General features: G+C 64.4%; 15 protein-coding genes. 3 read left to right on the top strand and 12 right to left on the bottom strand.

Annotated features, from left to right (window positions below):
• Positions 1-7 precede the first annotated feature (7 nt).
• Positions 8-1,084: an ABC transporter ATP-binding protein gene (locus P6U29_RS09540; RefSeq protein WP_407117360.1), complete on the bottom strand. Its 1,077-nt coding sequence runs from the start codon at positions 1,082-1,084 to the stop codon at positions 8-10.
• Entirely contained in the window at positions 1,081-2,631 is a 1,551-nt protein-coding gene (gene glpD / locus P6U29_RS09535; protein WP_407117359.1) for a glycerol-3-phosphate dehydrogenase, read from the bottom strand. The genes P6U29_RS09540 and glpD overlap by 4 nt, the downstream gene beginning before the upstream one ends.
• A 228-nt stretch (positions 2,632-2,859) precedes the next feature.
• On the opposite strand from glpD, the gene P6U29_RS09530 reads away from it, so the two are divergent.
• Both P6U29_RS09530 and P6U29_RS09525 read left to right on the top strand, forming a co-directional pair.
• Positions 2,860-3,132: a type II toxin-antitoxin system Phd/YefM family antitoxin gene (locus tag P6U29_RS09530; protein ID WP_407117358.1), complete on the top strand. Its 273-nt coding sequence runs from the start codon at positions 2,860-2,862 to the stop codon at positions 3,130-3,132.
• Positions 3,129-3,554, top strand: a complete 426-nt coding sequence (locus P6U29_RS09525; protein ID WP_407117357.1) for a type II toxin-antitoxin system VapC family toxin — start codon at positions 3,129-3,131, stop codon at positions 3,552-3,554. Before P6U29_RS09530 ends, P6U29_RS09525 begins: the two co-directional genes overlap by 4 nt.
• Before the next feature lie 4 nt (positions 3,555-3,558).
• Here the strand turns inward: P6U29_RS09525 and P6U29_RS09520 are convergent, their stop codons facing one another.
• Together P6U29_RS09520 and P6U29_RS09515 are read right to left on the bottom strand one after the other, a co-directional pair.
• Positions 3,559-4,404 carry a DeoR/GlpR family DNA-binding transcription regulator gene (locus tag P6U29_RS09520; protein WP_407117356.1) on the bottom strand — a complete coding sequence of 282 codons (846 nt, stop codon included), beginning with the start codon at positions 4,402-4,404 and terminating at the stop codon, positions 3,559-3,561.
• A 92-nt stretch (positions 4,405-4,496) separates the two neighbouring features.
• A complete protein-coding gene (locus tag P6U29_RS09515) occupies positions 4,497-5,183 on the bottom strand; it encodes an HAD family hydrolase (protein ID WP_407117355.1) in 687 nt (228 codons plus the stop codon).
• A 154-nt stretch (positions 5,184-5,337) separates the two neighbouring features.
• Between P6U29_RS09515 and P6U29_RS09510 the strand changes: the two genes are divergently transcribed.
• Positions 5,338-5,790, top strand: coding sequence for a nuclear transport factor 2 family protein (locus P6U29_RS09510; RefSeq protein WP_407117354.1), 453 nt, complete (start codon positions 5,338-5,340; stop codon positions 5,788-5,790).
• Between the two features lie 223 nt (positions 5,791-6,013).
• Here the strand turns inward: P6U29_RS09510 and P6U29_RS09505 are convergent, their stop codons facing one another.
• The 8 genes from P6U29_RS09505 to P6U29_RS09470 form a co-directional block, all read right to left on the bottom strand.
• Complete coding sequence (locus tag P6U29_RS09505) at positions 6,014-6,205, bottom strand: hypothetical protein (protein WP_407117353.1); 192 nt, start codon at positions 6,203-6,205, stop codon at positions 6,014-6,016.
• 222 nt (positions 6,206-6,427) lie between these two features.
• Entirely contained in the window at positions 6,428-6,838 is a 411-nt protein-coding gene (locus P6U29_RS09500; RefSeq protein WP_407117352.1) for an acyl-CoA thioesterase, read from the bottom strand.
• A gap of 21 nt (positions 6,839-6,859) precedes the next feature.
• A complete protein-coding gene (locus tag P6U29_RS09495) occupies positions 6,860-8,956 on the bottom strand; it encodes a 3-hydroxyacyl-CoA dehydrogenase NAD-binding domain-containing protein (RefSeq protein WP_407117351.1) in 2,097 nt (698 codons plus the stop codon).
• Positions 8,957-8,958: 2 nt separating this feature from the next.
• Positions 8,959-10,242 carry an acetyl-CoA C-acetyltransferase gene (locus P6U29_RS09490; RefSeq protein WP_407117350.1) on the bottom strand — a complete coding sequence of 428 codons (1,284 nt, stop codon included), beginning with the start codon at positions 10,240-10,242 and terminating at the stop codon, positions 8,959-8,961.
• Entirely contained in the window at positions 10,242-12,509 is a 2,268-nt protein-coding gene (locus P6U29_RS09485) for an acyl-CoA dehydrogenase (RefSeq protein WP_407117349.1), read from the bottom strand. Before P6U29_RS09485 ends, P6U29_RS09490 begins: the two co-directional genes overlap by 1 nt.
• Before the next feature lie 252 nt (positions 12,510-12,761).
• On the bottom strand, positions 12,762-13,385 hold the full coding sequence (locus P6U29_RS09480; protein WP_407117348.1) for a flavin reductase family protein: 624 nt from the start codon (positions 13,383-13,385) through the stop codon (positions 12,762-12,764).
• A 169-nt stretch (positions 13,386-13,554) separates the two neighbouring features.
• Positions 13,555-14,154, bottom strand: a complete 600-nt coding sequence (locus tag P6U29_RS09475) for a TetR/AcrR family transcriptional regulator (RefSeq protein ID WP_407117347.1) — start codon at positions 14,152-14,154, stop codon at positions 13,555-13,557.
• Between the two features lie 34 nt (positions 14,155-14,188).
• Complete coding sequence (locus P6U29_RS09470; protein ID WP_407117346.1) at positions 14,189-17,326, bottom strand: efflux RND transporter permease subunit; 3,138 nt, start codon at positions 17,324-17,326, stop codon at positions 14,189-14,191.
• Between the last annotated feature and the right edge of the window lie 76 nt (positions 17,327-17,402).

Genomic DNA, 17,402 nt, shown 5'->3' with positions numbered 1-17,402 from the left:
CATCTCCTCAGGAGCTCGGTGCTGCGACGAGGCGATCAGCCACATCGAACACAAAAACATCATTGGGATCGAGCACGGCGTCGATGGTCTGGCCCGGCTCGAATTCGTGCACGCCGTGCAGCACCGCCACCCAGTTCGATCCGTCGCGGCTCAGATGCACGAAACTCTCCGAACCGGTGATCTCGGTCACCGTCACTGTGGCATGGAAGGCATGGCGATCGACCTGGCCACTGGCAAGCCCGAGCTGATGGGCACGAAAGCCGACGCGATAGAAGCCGTCAGGCAGACCCGCATAAAGCCCGGATGCGGGCGCTGCACTCCCGCCGGCATATTGGACCATGCCATTCCCCTTCTCGAGGCCGACGAGATTGAGCGGCGGATCGGAGAAGACCTGCGCAACGCGCAGCGTCTGCGGGCGGCGGTAAACGTTAGAGGTCTCGCCCATCTGCAGCGCCTGGCCCTCCCACATGCACACGGTGTTGCCGCCGAGCAGCAGCGCCTCGGTCGGCTCGGTCGTGGCATAAACGAAGATCGCGCCGGAAGCCTCGAAAATGCGCGGCAGCTCGGCGCGCAGCTCCTCGCGCAGCTTGTAGTCGAGATTGGCGAGCGGCTCGTCGAGCAGCACGAGATCGGCGCTCTTGACCAGCGCGCGGGCAATCGCGGTGCGCTGCTGCTGGCCGCCGGAGAGCTGGAGCGGCGTGCGCTTCAGGAACGGCTCGAGCCGCAGCAGCTTTGCCGCCTCCGCAACGCGCGCCTCGATCTCATCGCGCGGCTTGCCCTGCACGCGCAGGGGCGAAGCGATGTTCTCGTAGACCGTCAGGGAGGGGTAATTGATGAACTGCTGATAGACCATCGCGACCGAGCGCTGGCGCACGTCGGCGCCGGTGACGTCCTTGCCATTGACCAGCACCTTGCCTGATGTCGGCTTGTCGAGGCCTGCGAGCAATCGCATGATCGAGGTCTTGCCCGACAGCGTCGGCCCGAGCAGCACGTTGAGCGTGCCGCTCTCCAGCGTCAGCGAGACATCGCGGATATGCGGAACGCCATCGACGGTCCGGGTCACGTTTTCGAGTGTCACGGTCATGAGCGTCCTCCCGCTTCCAGCAGGGGACTTTGCGGCACGGCATGGCTCCTGATCCAGTCGTCGAGCGCCGCAATCTCGTCGGCAGATAGTCGCAGGCCGAGCTTGGAACGGCGCCAGACGACGTCCTCGGCGGTGACGGCCCATTCATTAGCGATGAGATAACGGACTTCGCGCTCGGTCAGCGTGGCGCCAAAGGCCTGGCCGAGATCCGCGGCGGATTTCGCATCGCCGAGCAGCTTGATGGCACGGGTGCCATAGGCGCGCGCAAGGCGCCGGGCATGCTCGTGGCTGACGAAGGGATAGCCGCGCTGTAATTCTGCAATCAGGCCATCGACGGCGGAGACGTCCAGGTCCCCGCCGGGTAGCGGCCATTTGCCGGTCCACCCTTCGCGCGCCTTGGCGCTACGAAGATAGGGTGCGAGCCGCTCCAGCGCTTCCTCGGCGAGGCGGCGATAGGTCGTGATCTTGCCGCCATAGATCGACAGCAGCGGCACCCCGCCGGGCGTATCGAGCTCGAACACGTAGTCGCGGGTTGCGGCCTTGGCCTCGCTGGCGCCGTCGTCATAGAGGGGACGCACGCCGGAATAGGTCCAGACCACATCCTCGGGCGTCACGGGCTTGGCCAGATATTCGCTCGCCGCCTTGCAGAGATACTCGATCTCCTCAGCCGTCGCCTTCACCTTGGCGGGATCGCCGTCATAGTCGCGATCGGTGGTGCCGATCAGCGTGAAATCGTCCTGGTACGGGATCACGAAGATGATGCGGCCGTCGGCGTTCTGGAACATGTAGGCGCGGTCGTGGTCGTAGAGCTTTTTCACGACGATGTGCGAGCCCTGCACCAGGCGGACTTTTGCCTTGGCATTGATGCCGGCGCCGCGGCCGAGCACGTCCTCGACCCAGGGACCACCGGCATTGACCAGCGCGCGCGCCCGGACCTGCGAGCGCTCGCCGGTCTGCGTGTTGACCATGTTGACGGTCCAGAGGCCGTCGGTCTGGCGAATCTCGGTGGCGCGGGTGCGGGTGCGGATCTCGGCACCCTTGTCGGCGGCATCGCGCGCGTTGAGCACGACGAGGCGGGCGTCATCGACGAAGCAGTCCGAATATTCGAAGGCGCGGCTGTAGCGGTTCGGGATCAGCGGCTTGCCGACCTCATCGCGCTTGAGATCGACCGAGCGCGTGGCGGGCAGCAGATGGCGGCCACCGATGTGATCATAAAGGAAGAGGCCGAGGCGCAGCAGCCAGGCGGGGCGGAGCCCTGCATGATGCGGCAGAACGAAACGCAGGGGACGGATGATGTGGGGCGCGATGCCCCAGAGGATCTCGCGCTCGATCAGCGCCTCGCGCACCAGTCGAAACTCGTAATATTCGAGGTAGCGCAGGCCGCCATGCACCAGCTTGGTCGACCAGGACGACGTCCCGCTCGCCAAATCGTTCATTTCGCACAGGAAAACCGTGTTGCCGCGGCCCACCGCGTCACGCGCGATGCCGCAACCGTTAACACCGCCTCCGATGATGGCGAGATCGAAAATACGCTCCAACAAACGCATCCCCCGGCGACCGCCCGTTCGTCGAGCGGCTACTTTCGGTTTTGATTAGATCACACCGTAAAACGAAAGCAAGATGAAAGAGAGGCGAAAGGAAGTGAAAGCGGAACTTTTGATGGGCAGCTGGCCGCCCAAATATGCAGGTGGGCAGCCAATTCGTGATGCAGCGATATCTTGAACAGCCACCTGTGGCAGGGCATAGTCATAATAGTCACATTAGTTCTTTTTCGTATGACCGACCACGACACGCTTCCGACTGATGACACTTGGACGCTTGCCAACGCCAAGGCTCGATTATCCGAGGTGATCGATCGTGCCCAAACCGGCCCGCAGGTCATCACCCGTCATGGCAAGCCGAATGCCGTAATCGTTTCTGCCGAGGAATGGGCGCGCAAGACCGCGCGCAAAGGCACGCTGGCCGAATTCCTGCTCGCCTCGCCGCTGCGTGGCGCCGACCTTGAACTCGACCGGTCGTACGACGCGCCGCGCGACGAAATGCCGTGAATCTTCTGCTCGACACCAATGTGCTGGCAGAAGTTCAGCGGCCCGCGCCTTCGCCGAAAGTCCTGGCCTGGCTGGATACGATCGACGAGGACCGTGCGTTCATCAGCGTTGCATCAATCGCCGAGCTTCGCCGCCGTATCGCATTGCTGGAGGATGGGCGCCGGCGCACCGCACTGGCCGCCTGGCTTGCCCACGATCTCCCGGCGCGGTTTGCCGAACGCGTCCTGCCGATCGACCACGCGGTGGCCGGGCGCTGGGGCGACCTGATGGCACAGAGCCGCAGAAGCGGCGCAGCAATTTCCGTCATGGACGGCTTCTTTGCAGCGACCGCGCTCGTCAACAACCTCACGCTCGTCACGCGCAACGTGAAGGATTTTGCGGCGCTCGGCGTCGCGCTGCTCAATCCGTGGGACGACGTATAAGCCCTTATCGCAGCCGCACCACTGGCGCGGCCTCAGGCGCGGCGTCCTGCCCTTCGGCCTGCGCATCGTCGATATCCGGCCCCTTCGGCATCGCCTCAACCACCTCGATGCCCTTGCTGTGGCAGATGGTGGCGAGGCGCTCGGGCAGCGTCTGGTCGGTGACGAAGGTCTGGATCTGGGTGATGTGGGCGATACGCACAGGCGCGCTGCGGCGGAGCTTTGTGGAATCGGCGACCAGCATGACGCTGCGGGCATTGGCGATGATCGCCTGCGCCACTTGCACCTCGCGATAGTCGAAGTCGAGCAAAGCACCCTCTTCATCGATCGCGGACGCCCCGATGATGGCATAGTCGACCTTGAACTGGCCTATCAGTTGCGTCGCGGTCGAGCCAACCACCGCGCCGTCGGCGCGCCGCACCGTGCCGCCGGCGACCACCACCTCTATGCGGGGATGGCGGTAGAGCAGCATGGCGACGTTGAGATTATTGGTGATGACGAGCAGGTCCTCGTGCGAGGTCAGCGCGCTCGCGACCTCCTCGGTCGTGGTGCCGATGTTGATGAAGAGCGAGCAGCCGTTCGGGATCAGCGAGGCCGCCGCAGCGCCAATCGCCTTCTTCTCGTCGGCGGCGACGAAGCGGCGCGCCTCATAGGCAAGGTTTTCGACCCCCGACGCGATGATGGCACCGCCATGGATGCGGGTCAGCGATCTCCGCTCGCAGAGATCGTTGAGGTCCTTGCGGATGGTCTGCGCAGAGACTTCGAACCGGCGGGCGAGCTCCTCGACAATGACGCGGCCGGAGGCGCGCGCGATGTTGAGGATTTCGGCTTGGCGATGGGTCAGTCCGGTCACGGCAACGGCCTCACATCAGAATGATGCATGGTGCGGCGGTTCGCGCTTCCGGTCAATGCGCGCGCCGATCAGGGTTAACGGATGAAGGGGCCTCACCACGCCATCACCCTCGCAAGACGCGCGAGCAGCGCCGGATCGTCGAAGGCGCTGGCGGACGTGATCGCGCCTGATGCAACCAGGTCAGCATGGCTGAGGCTGGTCCGGATGCCGATGGTCGGAATTCCGGCCGCCGTCGCGGATTTCACGCCGGTGCGGGAGTCCTCGAATGCAATCGAGGTTTCCGGCCGCGCGCCGACAAAACGCAGCCCTTCCTGATACGGCAGCGGATGCGGCTTGCCGTGCGGCAGCTCGGCGCCGATCACGAGCGCCTTGAAGCGATGCGTGATGCCGAGGCCGGAGAGCAGCAGCTCGGCATTGAGACGCGGCGCATTGGTCACGGCCACCATGGGGATACCGGCGCTATCGGCTCGGTCGAGCAGCGCCATCAGGCCCGGCAGCGGTGCGATCTGTCCGACCACCAAAGTGCGGAAGACCTCTTCCTTCTCGTCGAGGATTGCGGCGCGACGCTCCGGCGCCTCGTGGGGTAGAAAGCGGTCACCGATTGCGACATTGGCGAAGCCTTGCAGCTCTCTCGAGAAACGTGCGTGATCGAAGACATGGCCATGAGGGCCGAGCACCTGGTTGAAAGCCTTCAAGTGCAACGGATCGGTGTCGGCGAGCGTGCCGTCGATGTCGAACAACAACGCCCTGCCCGGCGCATCGTAGTTAGCCTCGATCATTTCCGTACTTTCCCAAATGCGCGACGCATCGATGCGGAAGACGTATCAATATGACCTCGATCGCGCAATGACGCATCCACATGACCGCCACGCGACACTCGACAAAGCCGCGCGCGGCTGCAACACTCTGGCCAAGATCAAAAAGGAGGAAACGATGACGATCAACCGACGCGATCTGGCTCTCTCGACTCTCGCCGTCTCGGCGCTCGCGCTCACGACACCGGTGCTGGCAGCCTCGGCCGACGAAGAGGCCGTGGCGAAAAAGGTCGAAGCCTTCCGCCTCGCCCAGATCGCGGCCGACCCGAAGGCGCTCGGCGCACTGTGCTGGGACGATCTGAGCTACAGCCATTCCAGCGGCAAGGTCGAGGACAAGGCGACCTTCATCGCCAACGCCACGGACGGCAAATCGAAATTCCTGTCGATCGAATACAAGGACCCGACCATCAAGGTCGTCGGCCCCGCAGCGATCGTGCGCTTCCACTGGCTGGGCGAGCAGGAGATGGCGGCCGATGGGAAAAAAGTATCGACCAATCTTCACATCCTGATGAACTGGCAGAAGCAGGGCGACGAGTGGAAGCTCTTGTCGCGAGCAGCGACGAAGCTGTGATGCGACTGCCTACCCTCTCCCCTTGTGGGCTAGCTTGTGGGAGAGGGTGGCTTCGCAAAGCGAAGCCGGGTGAGGGGTTGCCTCAGCACCTCTCTGACTTTTGAATGCGCCGAAAGATACCCCTCATCCGGCGCTTCGCGCCACCTTCTCCCACAGGGAGAAGGAAGGGGCGGCAAAAAATTCCGACCACGCTTCACGCGTCAAAATCACCAGCGACAGGCGCTTACGCCGCTTCCTGCACGTCACCGTTAACTAACTTGCGTGCGGCGCGTTCTGCTTCGCGCGCGTTGCGGAAGAGCTGGCCTTCGAGACGGTTGAAGCGGTCGGATGATGCGAAAAAGCAGTAGCCTCCCGACGAACGAACGACAATACCCGCGGTCTGCGAATCGACTTCGATGATGTAGCTGTCCGGCATGGTCTGTGGATTCCTCAGTGCGGGCAAATAACGGTGCTCCTGCCCAAAGGTTCCCAGGCATTTGAGGCCGTTTCCACCCCGAATCGACACGCAATGAGTACGCCGGGACCTCATCCGTTTTATGACTGGTTCTTGGCGAAGCCGCGACTAAGACGACCTACTCGCGCCGTGTTTTGCGGCGCTGCAAAGGCTTCGCACGATGAGGCAGAGCGTCGCGCGCGACTACGTCGCGATCGGCGGATCGTTTCGCTGGATCGGCTGTGGACGGCCGTGGTCGTCGATCGAGACGTAGGTGAAATTGCCGTCGGTGACGAGGAACGGATGCAGCTCCTTGCGCCGCAATGCCCAGGCTTCAAGATGCACGGTCAGCGAGGTGCGCCCGACGCGCACGAGATTGGCGTAGACCGAGACGAGATCGCCGACATAGACAGCTTTGCGAAAATTCATCGCCTCGATCGCGACCGTCACCGTGCGCGACCGCGCGACCTTCGAGGCGAACACACCGCCGCCGACATCCATTTGGCTCAGCAGCCAGCCGCCGAAGATGTCGCCGTTGGCATTGGTGTCGGCGGGCATCGCCAGCGTGCGGATGCAGAGATCACCGCTCGGCCCGGTCGTGGCTTGTTCGTTCATGCCTCTCTCACTTGAGATTGCTCACTTGAAATTGTCCCAGCCCGGATCGGGCGCGAAGCGCTCGCCGAATCGCTCCGCCAGCGCACGCAGCGTGGATACAATGTTTTCCGCGCCGCGCGTGCGCGCATAGTTCAGCGGACCGCCACGGAACGGTGCATAGCCGGTCCCGAAGATCATGGCGCCGTCGACCGCATCGGCATCGTCGACGATGCATTCGCGCAAGCACGCGACGCAGACATTGGACATCGGCAGCACCAGGCGGTCGATCATCTGGTCGGTGACACGCGGCCCGGTCTCAGGCAGAGGCGCCTTCTGCGCCTTGCCGTCTTTCCAGGTGTAGAAACCTTTGCCGGTCTTGCGGCCGAGCTCGCCCTTGGCGACCTTCTCACGCAGCCAGGCCGGCGTCGGCGGCAGGAGATCGCCGAACTTGGTGCGCAGCATGTCGCCGACGTCGAGGCAGATGTCGAGCCCGACCTGATCGGCGAGCTCGATCGGTCCCATCGGCATGCCGAACTGCTCGGCCGCGGCGTCAATCAGTCGCTGGTCGATCTTCTCGTCCAGCATCACCATCGCTTCCAGCATGTACGGCGTCAGCGCGCGGTTAACGAGGAAGCCGGGTGAGCTCTTCACAGGCAGAGGCAGACGGTCGATCGCGCCGACGAAGGCGAGCACCTCCTTCAGCACCTCTGGGGCGTTGACGTCATGGCTGACGACCTCGACCAGCTGCAGCCGCGACACCGGATTGAAGAAATGCAGGCCGACCAGCCGCTCCGGCCGCGCCAGCGTGGTGCGCAGATCCTGAAGCGGAATGCTCGACGTGTTGGTCGCGAGGATCGCACCGGGCTTCATCCGTGGCTCGAGGCCGGCATAGACCTTCTGCTTCAACTCCAGCTTCTCCGGCACCGCCTCGATGATGAGATCGGCGTTGCGGACGCCCTCCCCGTCCATGTCGGGGATAAGGCGATCGAGCGCGTCGCGCACCTCCGTGGGCTTGCGGATGATCTTGCCGTAGAGCTCCGCGGCGCGCTTGACCGCGGCTGCGATTGGGTCCGCCTTCATGTCGGCGAGCGAGACGCGCAGCCCCTGCCCCGCACACCAGGCCGCGATGTCGCCGCCCATGGCGCCGGCGCCGATGACGTGGACATGCTTGATCGCGTTGCCGCTGCCTGCGGCCTTCTTCATCTGCTCACGCAGGACGAACACGCGGATCAAGTTTTGCGCAGTCGGCGTCACCATCAGCTTCGCGAACGACGCCTGCTCGGCCTTCAGCATCGCGGCGTTGCTGCCGCCATGGGTCTCCCAGAGATCGATCAGCGCGTAAGGCGCGGGATAATGCTCGCGCGCTGCAGCCTTTGCCGCCTCCGCGCGCATGCGCTTGGCCAGCAGGCCACGCACCGGGCCGAGATTGGCGGCGCGCGTGAACAAACCGGGCCTGGCCCGCTTCATACGGCCGAACAGCGCATCCCTCACCGCGCCCTGGACGTGCCGCTCCTGCGTCACGGTGTCGACCAGGCCGAGTGATTTGGCACGACGCGCATCGATGGTGCGGCCCGTCAGCATCAGCGCCATCGACTGGGTCGGATTGACCAGCGCAGTGAACCGCGCCGTGCCACCGAGGCCGGGATGCAGGCCGAGCATCACCTCCGGGAAGCCGAAGCGCGCGCCATCAATGGCAATGCGCGCCTGGCAGGCCAGCGCCACTTCGAGGCCGCCGCCGAGGCAGAAGCCATGGATCACCGCAACCGTCGGCAGTCTTAGCGCTTCCAGATGATCGACCAGTGCATGCGCGGCACGGATGCGCGTCTCCGCCATGTCGGGATCGGTCGCGCCGCGGAATTCGTTGACATCGGCGCCGGCAATGAAGCCGGACGGCTTTGCCGAGCGGATGACGAGGCCAGCGGGACGCTCGGTCTCGATCGCCGCGAGCACGGCGTCGAACTCTTCCATCACGTCCGACGAGAGCGTGTTGGCGCTGGCGTCAGCGCGGTCGAACAGCAGCCAGGCGACGCCATCGACATCGCGCGTCAGCTTGAAGTGCTTGTAGGGACTGTCCGGCGCCGGCTGCGGCCCGAGCTCCAGCACCCGGTCGGCGAGCACGGTCATGATCTTGGAATCCATGGTCACACCGCCTCGATCAGCATGGCGCCGCCGAGCCCGCCGCCGATGCATTCGGTGGCAACGCCGCGCCGCGTGCCGAGCCGCTTCATCGCGTTGACGAGATGCAGCACGATGCGATTGCCGGAGGTGCCGACAGGATGGCCGAGCGAGATGGCGCCGCCGTCGACATTAAGCCTATTGCGGTCGATCTCACCGGCCGCGCCGTCGAGCCCGAGAATCTCGCGGCAGAACTTGTCGTCGTTCCAGGCGGCGAGACAGCCGAGCACCTGGGTGGCGAATGCCTCGTTCAGCTCCCAGGTCTCGACGTCCTTGATTGTCAGGTCGTTACGCTGGAGCAGCGGCGTCACCGACATCACGGGCCCGAGCCCCATGATGCTGGGATCGAGCGCCGCCCAATGGCTGTCGACGATGACGGCCTCGGGCGTCAGCTTATGCTTGGCCACCGCCGCGTCGGAGGCAAGGATCACCCAGGAGGCACCGTCGGTGATCTGCGAGGAATTGCCGGCGGTGACCTGCCCCCAGGGGCGTTCGAACACCGGCCTCAGTTTTGCGAGAGACTCGGCCGTCGAGTCCGGCCGCACGCCGTCATCGTGGTCGAAGAACTTGCCGTCGCGGGAGAAGGCAGTCTCGACCTCGCCCTTGAGAAAACCCGCGCTTTGCGCATGCGCGAGCCGGCGATGGCTCTCGGCGGCATAGGCATCGGACTGCGCGCGCGTGATGCCGAAGATATGGCCGACGATCTCGGCGGTCTGACCCATGTTCAGGTCGGTGATGGGATCGGTCAGCCCACGCTCGAGGCCGATGATCGGCTTGAGGTAGCGCGGACGGAGCTTGAACGCTGAGGCGATCTTCGCGGCAACGCCCTTGGCGGTGGCAAGGCCGGCAAACCAGCGCACGCCCGCGTTTGGCCAAACCAGCGGCGCGTGGCTGAGCGCCTCGGTGCCGCCGGCGAGGATCATGTCGGCATGGCCTTCGCGGATGTAGCGGTAGGCGGTGTCGATCGACTGCATGCCGGAGCCGCAATTGATCTGCACGGTAAAGGCGACCATGTCCTCGCCCATGCCGAGCCGGAGCGCGGCGACGCGGGCCGGATTCATCTCGTCCGCGATCACGTTGACGCAGCCGAGCATGACCTGGTCGAAGTCAGTCGGGGCGAACGGCTGGCGCGCCAGCAGCGGCCGGCCGCACTGCACGGCGAGATCGACCGGCGTGAACGGACCGGGCCCCGAACGCGCCTTCAAGAAGGGCGTCCGGCTGCCGTCGACGATGAAAACCGGTCGTGCCATCAGCTCGCCGCCCTCTGTTCACCGAGTTCCTGGAAGAACTGATGCACGTTGACGGTTTTCTTGTAAATCGGCGACAGCGCATCCGGCGCAAAATCGTCGACTTCGATCACTTTTGTGACGGCTTCGCGGGCGACGGCGAGTTGCTCGCCCTCGGCTTGCGTGATCACGCCTTTTGTGACCGCCTCCTTCCAGTCGCGGATATGCGCGGCACGCAGGCGCTTGGCGATGGCGTCCGTGCTCGCGACCAGCTTGAACGCGCGCTCCAGCCGGGCAAAGCCGCCGTCGTCATCGACATGGGCCAGATCCGGCGTGAGGCGCTCGCGTGCCGCCGACGGCTCCAGCACCAGGCTCGCGCATTGGTGCACGACACGGTCGGAAGGGCCGAGCACGCGGGCACCGAACGGCTGGACCACGAGCTTGAGGAAGATCGCGACAAAGCGGTTGGGCAAATTGGCGAGGATTTCAGCAAGCCGGTTCTCGATGGTCTTGAAGCCGGCCGCCATGCACCATTCCAGCGCGGCAAAATCCTCCTTCTGCCGGCCTTCATCCTGCCAGCGCTTAAGCGCGGCCGAGAGCAGATAGAGTTCGGACAGGATGTCGCCGAAACGGGCCGACAGCATCTCCTTGCGCTTGAGTGCGCCGCCGAGCGTCAGCAGCGCCAGGTCGGCGCAGAGCGCAAAGGCCGCGGAGTAGCGCGAGAGCTGGCGATAGAATGGCGTGGCATCGCCCGCGTCGGGCGCCGGCGCGAATGCGCCAAAGGTCCAGCTGCGGCCGAAGGCGCGGAACAGCGTCCGGAAACTATGGCCAACATGCTTCCAGAACGCCTTGTCGAACGCGGTAAGCCCGCGCTCGCGATCGGTATCCGCCAGTGCATTCATCTCGCCGAGCAGGTAGGGATGCGCGCGGATCGCGCCCTGCCCGAACACGATGAGGTTGCGGGTCAGGATGTTGGCGCCTTCCACCGTGATGCCGACCGGCACGGCGCGATGCAAATTGCCGAGATAGTTTTGCGGACCGTCGATCACGGCCTTGCCGCCATGGATGTCCATGGCGTCGTCGATCGCGGTGCGCATCCGCTCGGTCGCGTGCAGCTTCATGATGCCGGAGATGACGGCGGGATGAACGCCCGCGTTGAGCGCCGCGCACGTGAGCCGCCGCGCTGCATCGAGCTGATAGGCGGTGGCGACGATGCGCGCGAGCGGCTCCTCGACGCCCTCGAACTTGGAGATGGAAATGCCAAACTGCTCGCGGATGCGGGCATAGGCGCCGGTGGTGCGCGCGGCATAGGCGGCGCCGGCGGCCGACAGCGACGGCAGCGAGATGCCGCGGCCGGCGGCGAGCGCGGTCATCAGCATCTTCCAGCCTTGCCCGAGCCGCTCCTTGCCGCCGATGACATAGTCGAGCGGGATGAAGACGTCGCGCCCCCAATTCGGGCCGTTCTGAAACACCTGCATCGACGGCAGATGGCGCTGGCCGATCTCGGCGCCAGGCAGATTGGTCGGGATCAGTGCCACGGTGATGCCGAGCTCTTCCTGATCGCCCACGAGGCGATCGGGATCGTAGGCCTTGAAGGCGAGGCCGAGCAGCGTCGCGATGGGACCGAGCGTGATGTAGCGCTTGTGCCAGTTCAACCTGAGGCCGACGACCTCGCGCCCCTCGAATTCGCCCTTACAGATGATGCCGGTATCAACCATGGAGGCGGCGTCGGAGCCGGCTTCCGGGCTGGTGAGGCCGAAGCAGGGAATGTCGCGGCCATCGGCGAGGCGTGGCAGCCAGCGCTGCTGCTGCTCCCTGGTGCCGAAGCGCATCAGGAGCTCGCCGGGCCCGAGCGAATTCGGCACCATCACGGTGACCGCAGCCGCGATCGAGCGGGTCGAGATCTTGCGCACCACTTCCGAATGCGCGTAGGGCGAGAAGCCGAGCCCGCCGAACTCCTTCGGAATGATCATGCCGAAGAACTTCTCGCGCTTGACGAAGTGCCAGACGTCCTGCGGCAGGTCGCGCCACTCCCAGAAGATTTTCCACTCGTCGAGCATGGCGCAGAGCTCGTCGACGGGACCATTGAGGAAGGCCCGTTCCTCGTCCGTTAGCGTCGCCTGCGGGACCTTCAGCAGCTTCGACCAATCAGGGTTGCCGGTGAAGAGATCGGCATCCCACCAGACGTCGCCCGCCTCCAGCGCCTCGCGCTCGGTGTCGGACATCACCGGCAATACGCCGCGCGCCCAGGAAAAGATCGGTTTTGTCAGGGTGTCGCGGCGGAAGCTCATGGCGGACCTCATGCATCGGCGCGGGTATCGGGCACTTTAGCGGAAACTGGCTAGCGGAGGCGAACATCTCGCCTGCAACATTGACGCGGCCGGGCGGCCGCCTAACGGCCATAACGGCCGGGGCGTGGTAGCGGTTCCGGGAGGAAAATGGGTCGTAACCCGGATGAGCGAAGCGCAATCCGGGAAAATCTATCGCGAGGTGAGAATCCCGGATTTCGCTTCCGCTTCATCCCGGGATACGAGTGCAACCCGCTAATCAGGCCGGATCATCTCGAACATGTTTTCCGGCTTGATCTCGAAATAGTCGCCGCGGCGGCCGGCGCGGACGATGGGGCGGGCGGCCGCGGTCTGGTAGACGCCGTCCTTGATCATGGCCTTGTCGATGTGGACGGCGACGACCTCCCCCAGCGTCAGCCAGGCGTCGGCCTCCTTGCCGTTGGCACCCTTGAGGCGGACGATATCGGAGACCTTGCACTCGAAGGCGACGGGGCTCTCGCCGACGCGCGGCACGTTGACGAGCTTGCCGGGGACGGCGGTCAGGCCCGCTACCTCGAACTCGTCGACCTCAGGTGCGACATGGGCCGCAGTCGCATTCATGTGCTTCGCCAGGTCCATCGTAGCGAGATTCCAGACGAACTCGCCGGTCTGCTGCATGTTCTCGACGGTGTCCTTCCAGTTGGTGGAGGAGAAGCCGATGATCGGCGGCACGTAGCAGAACGCGTTAAAGAAGCTATAAGGCGCGAGATTGACGTGGCCGCTGGCATCGCGCGAGGAGATCCAGCCAATCGGCCGCGGCGCGATGATGGCGTTGAAGGGATCGTGCTTGAGGCCGTGGCCCTTGGAAGGCTCGTAGAAGTACAGGTCTTTGTCGGTCACGTTCTGTTTCCTTCCCGTCATTGCGAGCGGAGCGAAGCAATCCAGCCTATCTCCGCGGAGAGATTCTGGATTGCTTCGCTACGCTCGCAATGACGGCGTGTGTTGATCCGTCCCGGGCCGCTACCGGCGACCGGTCCACGTGGTTATAAGAGGAAACCCGCCCCGCCCGTCAGTGGCGCGGGGACAGACCCGCGATGACGAAATCGATCATCTGGTCGATGGTCGGGCCCGGCTTGGTGGCGCACTGGGCGATCATCTGGGGGTGGAAGAAGCGCATCATCGCGGTGCAGGAACAGAGCGCAGCCAGTTGCAGGTCGGGAGCCTCGAACTCGCCGGAGGCCACGCCTTGCGCGATCATCTGGCCGATCAATCCGGCGATACATTCCATGTGGGTGACGCAGACGTCCCAGTCCTCCTGCATGGCGATCTCGACCATCTCATGCAGCTTATTGTCACCGACATAGCGCTCGGTGTTCATGCGGTTAATGGTCGTGAGCAACTCCCGAAAGCGCGGGATCACCGGACCGGGCCGCGCCACGATCCGCTGCGCCTCGAGCTCGACCTCGCCCATCAGGCCCCGCGCCACCGCCTGATGGATCGCCTTCTTCGATTCGAAGAATCGATACACGTTGGCGGGGCTCATCCTGAGCTCCTTGGCGATGTCGCCGACCGTGGTCTTCTGGTAGCCGATCTGACGGAACAGCCGCTCAGCCACCTCGAGAATACGATCCCGGGTGTCGCCTTCGATATGTTCCGCAACCAGTGTCATCTCTCAGGACTCGTTCGTCAGTACTTCATCTCACTTATTCAGCCGCTTCAGCAAGCGGAATTGCGCGCCGGTCATCGCTCCCATGCTGCGGCGCGGCAGGCTGCTCGGCGGTGCCGGCCTCGTCCAGGCTCTTCCTGAACCACAAGGCGTAAAGACCCGGCAGGTACAGCAGCGTCAGGAAGGTCGCGACGAACAGGCCGCCCATGATGGTGATCGCCATCGGACCCCAGAAGGCCGAGCGCGATAGCGGGATCATGGCGAGGATGGCGGCCAGCGCCGTCAGCACCACCGGACGGGCACGGCGGACGGTCGCTTCCACGATCGCCTCGCGGCGGGTCAGGCCGTGGCTGACGTCGGTCTCTATCTGGTCGACCAGGATGACCGTGTTGCGCATGATCATGCCGGCGAGCGCGATCAGGCCGAGCAGGGCCACGAAGCCGAACGGAGCATTGGCGACATTGAGGCCGAGCGAGGCACCGACGATGCCGAGCGGCGCGGTCAGGAACACCAGGATCAGGCGCGAGAAGCTCTGCAGCTGGATCATGAGCAGCGTCAGCATCACCATGACCATCACCGGGAAGAGGATGAAGATCGAGGCATTGCCCTTGGCGGACTCCTCGAACGCGCCGCCCGGCTCGATCCGGTAGGCCGGCTCGAGATGATCCTTGATCGCCTTCAGCTTCGGCGTGATCTGGTTGGTGACATCAGGGGCCTGCACTCCGTCGACGACGTCGGAGCGTACGGTGATCGCCATGTCGCGGTTACGCCGCCACATGATCGGCTCCTCGTGGGAATACTCGATTCTGGCGATCTGCTGCAGCGGCACGGCGACGCCATTGCGCGAGGTGATGGTGAGATCACCGACACCGCCGAGATCGAGGCGCTCGGAGGGAATCGCACGGGCAACCACGCCGACCTTCTCGATGCCGTCGCGCACGGTGGTGACCTGCGCGCCCGAGATCAGCATCGCGAGCGCCTGCGAGACGTCCTGCGGGGTCAGGCCCATCGCGCGGGCACGATCCTGGTCGACGACCAGCTTGAGATAGGGGGACTGCTCGTTCCAGTCGAGCTGGACGTCCTTGACGCTCTTGTTCTGCCGCATGACGTCGCGGACCTGGTAGGCGATCTCGCGCACCTTGTTCGCGTCGGGGCCGATCACGCGGAACTGGACGGGGAAGCCGACCGGCGGACCGAAGTTGAAGCGGTCGACGCGCACGCGCGCTTCGGAGAGGAAACCGTCAGCTGCCGCGTTCTCGATCTTGGCCTTCACGCGCTCGCGCGCTTCGACTCCCTTGGCGACGATGACGATCTCGGCAAAGGCCTCGTTCGGCAGCTGCGGGTTGAGGCCGAGCCAAAAGCGCGGCGAGCCCTGGCCGACATAGGCGGTGTAGGTCTCGATATCCTTGTCGTCCTTGAGCAGCGTCTCCGCCTTCTTCACCGCCTTCTCGGTGACATTGAAGGCGGTGCCTTCCGGCAGGCGCAACTGCAGGAACAGCTCCGGCCGCTCCGACAGCGGGAAGAACTGCTGCTGGACATGACCGAAGCCGGCGATCGAGGCGACGAAGATGCCGACGGTCGCGACCACCACGGTGATGCGGTGATTGACGCACCATTGCACGATCGCGCGCAGGCCCCGGTACATGCGGGTCTCGTAGACCGCGTGCGGATCGTGGTGGTGGTGGGCCTTCATGTCGGGCAGCAGCTTGACGCCGATATAAGGCGTGAAGATCACCGCGACGAACCAGGAGGCGACCAGCGCGATCGCCACGATCCAGAAGATGCTGCCGGCATATTCGCCGACGGCGGAATTGGCAAAGCCGATGGGGAGGAAGCCAGCGGCCGTGACCAGCGTTCCCGTGAGCATCGGAAACGCAGTTGATTCCCAGGCAAAGGACGCCGCGCGCATGCGATCCCAGCCCTGCTCCATCTTCACCACCATCATCTCGACCGCGATGATGGCGTCGTCGACGAGCAGGCCGAGCGCGATGATCAGCGCGCCGAGCGTGATGCGGTGCAGGTCGAGCGACATCGTGTTCATGACGATGAAGACAATGCCGAGCACCAAGGGCACCGACAGCGCGACCACGATGCCGGTGCGCCAACCGAGCGCCAGGAACGAGACGAACAGCACGATGACGAGCGCTTCCATGAAGGAGTGCACGAACTCGCCGACGGCATGCTCGACCACCTTGGGCTGGTCGGCGATCAGCTTGACGTCGATACCCTGCGGCACCGCTTTCATGAACTCGGCGGTGGCTTTCTCGACCTCCTTGCCGAGATCGAGGATGTTGGCGCCCTTGGCGGTGACGATGCCGATGCCGATCGCGGGCTTGCCTTCCTGGCGCACGACGAAGCTCGGCGGATCGACATAGCCATGGGTGACAGTGGCGATATCGCCGAGACGGAACACGCGGCCGTTGCTCTCGACCGGTGTTTCGGCGACGGCCTTGGCGCCGTCGAGCGCGCCGGTGACGCGCAGCGGAACGCGCTGCGACGACGTCTCGACCGTACCGGCCGGCGTCACGTTGTTCTGCTTGGCGAGCGAATCGAACAGCGCCTGCGGCGTGATGCCGAGGGTCGCGAGCTTGGCATGGCTGAACTCGACGAAGATGCGCTCGTCCTGATTGCCGTAGACGTCGACCTTGGTCACACCAGGCACCTTCAACAGGCGCTGGCGAAAGCCTTCGGAAACCTTCTTGAGCTGAGCATAATCCGCGCCGTCGCCGGTCATCATATAGAGGATGGAATCGACATCGGAGAACTCGTCGTTGACGACAGGTCCGAGGATGCCGGATGGCAGCTGGCCCTGCACGTCGACCAGCTTCTTGCGCAACAGATAGAAGAGATAAGGCACGTCCTTCGGCGGGGTGTTGTCGCGGAAGGTCACCTGGAGCGCGGTGAAGCCGGGCTTGGAATAGGTCTGCACCTTCTCGAAATAGGGCAGCTCCTGGATCTTCTTCTCGATGGGATCGGCGACCTGAGTCTGAATTTCCTGCGCGGTCGCGCCCGGCCACATCACGGAGACGTTGACCACCTTCACCGTGAAGAACGGATCCTCGGCGCGGCCGAGCTTCTCATAAGAGAAGAAGCCGGCAACGCCGAGCACGATCATCAGGAAGAGAACCAGCGTCGGATGGCTGACGGCCCAGGCCGAAAGATTGAAGCGCTTCATCGCACTCTCCGAAAGACGATCCAATTGCCAAAAACGACAGCCGCTTTGCTCAAACCGTCGTCGCGAGGCAGCGAAG

The sequence above is a fragment of the Bradyrhizobium sp. LMG 9283 genome (assembly GCF_045571415.1).
GTDB lineage: Bacteria > Pseudomonadota > Alphaproteobacteria > Rhizobiales > Xanthobacteraceae > Bradyrhizobium.
Note: the sequence above shows the minus strand (reverse complement) of the source record. Positions and strands in the feature narration are given on the sequence as shown.

Coding starts and splice junctions, on each gene's coding strand:
- P6U29_RS09540 (WP_407117360.1), bottom strand. CDS start 1,084: ATGACCGTGACACTCGAAAACGTGACCCGGACCGTCGATGGCGTTCCG.
- glpD (WP_407117359.1), bottom strand. CDS start 2,631: ATGCGTTTGTTGGAGCGTATTTTCGATCTCGCCATCATCGGAGGCGGT.
- P6U29_RS09530 (WP_407117358.1), top strand. CDS start 2,860: ATGACCGACCACGACACGCTTCCGACTGATGACACTTGGACGCTTGCC.
- P6U29_RS09515 (WP_407117355.1), bottom strand. CDS start 5,183: ATGATCGAGGCTAACTACGATGCGCCGGGCAGGGCGTTGTTGTTCGAC.
- P6U29_RS09510 (WP_407117354.1), top strand. CDS start 5,338: ATGACGATCAACCGACGCGATCTGGCTCTCTCGACTCTCGCCGTCTCG.
- P6U29_RS09505 (WP_407117353.1), bottom strand. CDS start 6,205: ATGCCGGACAGCTACATCATCGAAGTCGATTCGCAGACCGCGGGTATT.
- P6U29_RS09500 (WP_407117352.1), bottom strand. CDS start 6,838: ATGAACGAACAAGCCACGACCGGGCCGAGCGGTGATCTCTGCATCCGC.
- P6U29_RS09495 (WP_407117351.1), bottom strand. CDS start 8,956: ATGGATTCCAAGATCATGACCGTGCTCGCCGACCGGGTGCTGGAGCTC.
- P6U29_RS09490 (WP_407117350.1), bottom strand. CDS start 10,242: ATGGCACGACCGGTTTTCATCGTCGACGGCAGCCGGACGCCCTTCTTG.
- P6U29_RS09485 (WP_407117349.1), bottom strand. CDS start 12,509: ATGAGCTTCCGCCGCGACACCCTGACAAAACCGATCTTTTCCTGGGCG.
- P6U29_RS09475 (WP_407117347.1), bottom strand. CDS start 14,154: ATGACACTGGTTGCGGAACATATCGAAGGCGACACCCGGGATCGTATT.
- P6U29_RS09470 (WP_407117346.1), bottom strand. CDS start 17,326: ATGAAGCGCTTCAATCTTTCGGCCTGGGCCGTCAGCCATCCGACGCTG.